This window comes from Vibrio sp. D417a (genome assembly GCF_030248595.1).
Taxonomy (GTDB): domain Bacteria; phylum Pseudomonadota; class Gammaproteobacteria; order Enterobacterales; family Vibrionaceae; genus Vibrio; species Vibrio alginolyticus.
Genome location: NZ_JAHGAM010000061.1, coordinates 1 through 2374, shown reverse-complemented (window position 1 = coordinate 2374; position 2374 = coordinate 1). Strand labels below are relative to the sequence as shown.

The following is a 2374-nucleotide window of genomic DNA, read 5'->3' as shown; positions in this document are numbered from 1 at the left end:
ACCTTAAACACAAAACCTAACGCATAGTGAAAATGCCACGCGTTGCGAATCACTCTTAAACAGATTGTTAGTTTTCTATTTCAGCCGACGGCATACTTTCTAACTTTTTATGCAGACGCTCTTTTCTGTTTACTTTAAAGTTTTCTAGCTTCAAGCGCTCAAAACCTTCAGGATTTAGTTTACAGTGATCATGATGATGCTCTTTTAGTCGCTCATCTTCTTCGGCTGCTAACTCTGCGTCAGTTTTCAGCTTTCGCCCAGATAGTGACAACCACTTATCAGCACACTTGTACCAAGCAAAAATCAAAGCCAATGCGGAAAACAATGGATGAGACCAACCTAAAAGTGCTATCAATGCAGGTATAATTACTGCAATAAACAATACAAACCATTTTAGTATTCGCCTACCACGAAGCTCTTGATTAAGCAAAACATCCACTTCCTCTGATGTTTTGCTTGGTAACTCGCTATAAATGAGTTTCAACTCATTATTTGAAGGCATGTGAATTTCCAGTTCGTTGTCTAAGAAGCCACCCCAACGATATTCGCTTTCTGAAACACCACAAATATAAGGACAATCAGCAATCTTTGAAAGACGAAGTGTTGTTTCACATTCAAACTTAACTAGTGTTTGCAACGGAACTGGATAACGCTTAATCCAATACTCAAATTCAAACTCTGCTATTTCCTTGCACTGTTTTAGGCTATGTTCTCGTAGTAAACGAACAGATAAAATTGCAGTGGAATCATCGTTTTCTGCGCTTATAAACTTAGGGGAGTAGCTAACATAATAGCCATCTCGCATAACCTCTACATTTTCAAATCTAACCCAAGGTTTCATACTTCTCCTGAAAACTAACGCCTTGTTAAGGTGTGAGGCGCGCAATACCGAAGCTCCCGCATAACACCTTAACCACTAAAACCAACGCATAGTAAAAATGCCACGCGTGCCGAATCACTCTTGAACAATTTGTTATACATTTATTCCGCCGCCTCTCGAAGCCAGCTATCTAAGGACTCACGCGGATTTAACCTATATGCTCGTTCAACGTTTGTCACGTCTGGCGGCATGATTTCTGCGTTGATATAAAGTTTATTTCGACAATTTAAGCTATCTAAGTAACCTTCAATATCCAAGCGCTTAAGAGTCGACTCCATCGCAGATAAAAGAACTGCCGTAGTCTCTTCACTCAAACCACATTCAGCGCTCACATTGTCCAAAAGTAGTTCAACATCTGAGAAGTATTCATCACAGAAACCAAACAACGGTGAGTCTGCATATGACCATTTTATTTCTTCTTGGTCTTCAGAGGATGAAGCTTCGGTTTGCAACAGTTCGTCAGACCAAGCCGAAAATATAGGTCGATGCCCCTCTCCAGTTGTGACCAAAGCTACGTAATAGAAGTGATGCTGCGGAAACTCAGACGACAACCTTACTATTATTGATTTGGTCGCCTTGTAGAGCATATTTTCTAGTTGTATAAGTTTCATATTGCTCCAAATGTATAACGCCCTGTTAAGGTGTGAGCAACGCAATACCGATGCTTCCGTATACAACCTTAAACACTAAACGCAACGCATAGTAAAAGTGCCACGCGTTGCGAATCACTCTTAAACAGTTTGTTAGCCTTCTTTACCAAAGACTTGGCTCATTCTTTGAGGAATGATATACGTGCCCTCGAGCATATGATCTATGATTTGCATCGCCATATATAGTTGTTCTTCACTTTGAGGCTTTACTTCGTGCGCAGCCTCATTTCCTAAGCTACGTAAGCGATGCAATGTATCCGAGCCCTCTTTGGTGATTACTGACATTTGATACAAAGAATCAATTTTAGCAAACAGATTTTTGCCCTGAGCATTTTGTTCTTTACAGACTGTTTCAATCAAAGCTCGAACACCAATACCAGCTAAGACAAATAAACCACTGCTAATGGCACTTGTAGTTTCTCGATAGATTACTTGCACGTTTAGAGGTAATAGATAGGTATTAATTTCTCGAAGCTGGTGTGTTCGGTTTGGGAAGTAATTTTCCGTAATATTGCGTACTAACGTGTCATGCTCAAAGCTATAATCAACATCCTCAGAATGAGTTGATTCAATACGAAAAGATACTGTATCGCAACCACAACATTGAATGATCTGATGCCGTTCATCCCAATCCATTCCACACCCATTACCTGCGTCGTCAAAGCCGCTTTCATGGAAGGACGAAACAATAGAGTGAGACGTCTCTCTAGCACATTCATTACACACAAACTTTTGTTTATCACTAGGACAATCTTCAAGTTTGAAGGTTTTCGTTATTTTACCCAATTCAATATTACCTCTTGAAGGCTAACGCCCTGTTAAGGTGTGAGCAACGCAATACAAA

At 40.1% G+C, this 2374-nt stretch carries 3 protein-coding genes; all 3 read right to left on the bottom strand.

Features of this window, described 5'->3' with window-relative positions:
- Nucleotides 1-67: 67 nt before the first annotated feature.
- The 3 genes from KI742_RS23440 to KI742_RS23420 all read right to left on the bottom strand — a co-directional run bounded on the left by KI742_RS23440 (nt 68) and on the right by KI742_RS23420 (nt 2316).
- Complete coding sequence (locus KI742_RS23440) at nt 68-841, bottom strand: hypothetical protein (RefSeq protein WP_285385654.1); 774 nt, start codon at nt 839-841, stop codon at nt 68-70.
- A gap of 140 nt (nt 842-981) precedes the next feature.
- Entirely contained in the window at nt 982-1491 is a 510-nt protein-coding gene (locus tag KI742_RS23430; RefSeq protein WP_285385652.1) for a DUF4303 domain-containing protein, read from the bottom strand.
- Between the two features lie 132 nt (nt 1492-1623).
- Nucleotides 1624-2316 (bottom strand): DUF4145 domain-containing protein, encoded by a 693-nt coding sequence (locus KI742_RS23420; protein WP_031823008.1) that lies wholly within the window; start codon nt 2314-2316, stop codon nt 1624-1626.
- Between the last annotated feature and the right edge of the window lie 58 nt (nt 2317-2374).

Bases quoted from the DNA above. Each gene is read 5' to 3' on its own strand.
- KI742_RS23440 (WP_285385654.1), bottom strand. From the start codon at position 841: ATGAAACCTTGGGTTAGATTTGAAAATGTAGAGGTTATGCGAGATGGC.
- KI742_RS23430 (WP_285385652.1), bottom strand. From the start codon at position 1,491: ATGAAACTTATACAACTAGAAAATATGCTCTACAAGGCGACCAAATCA.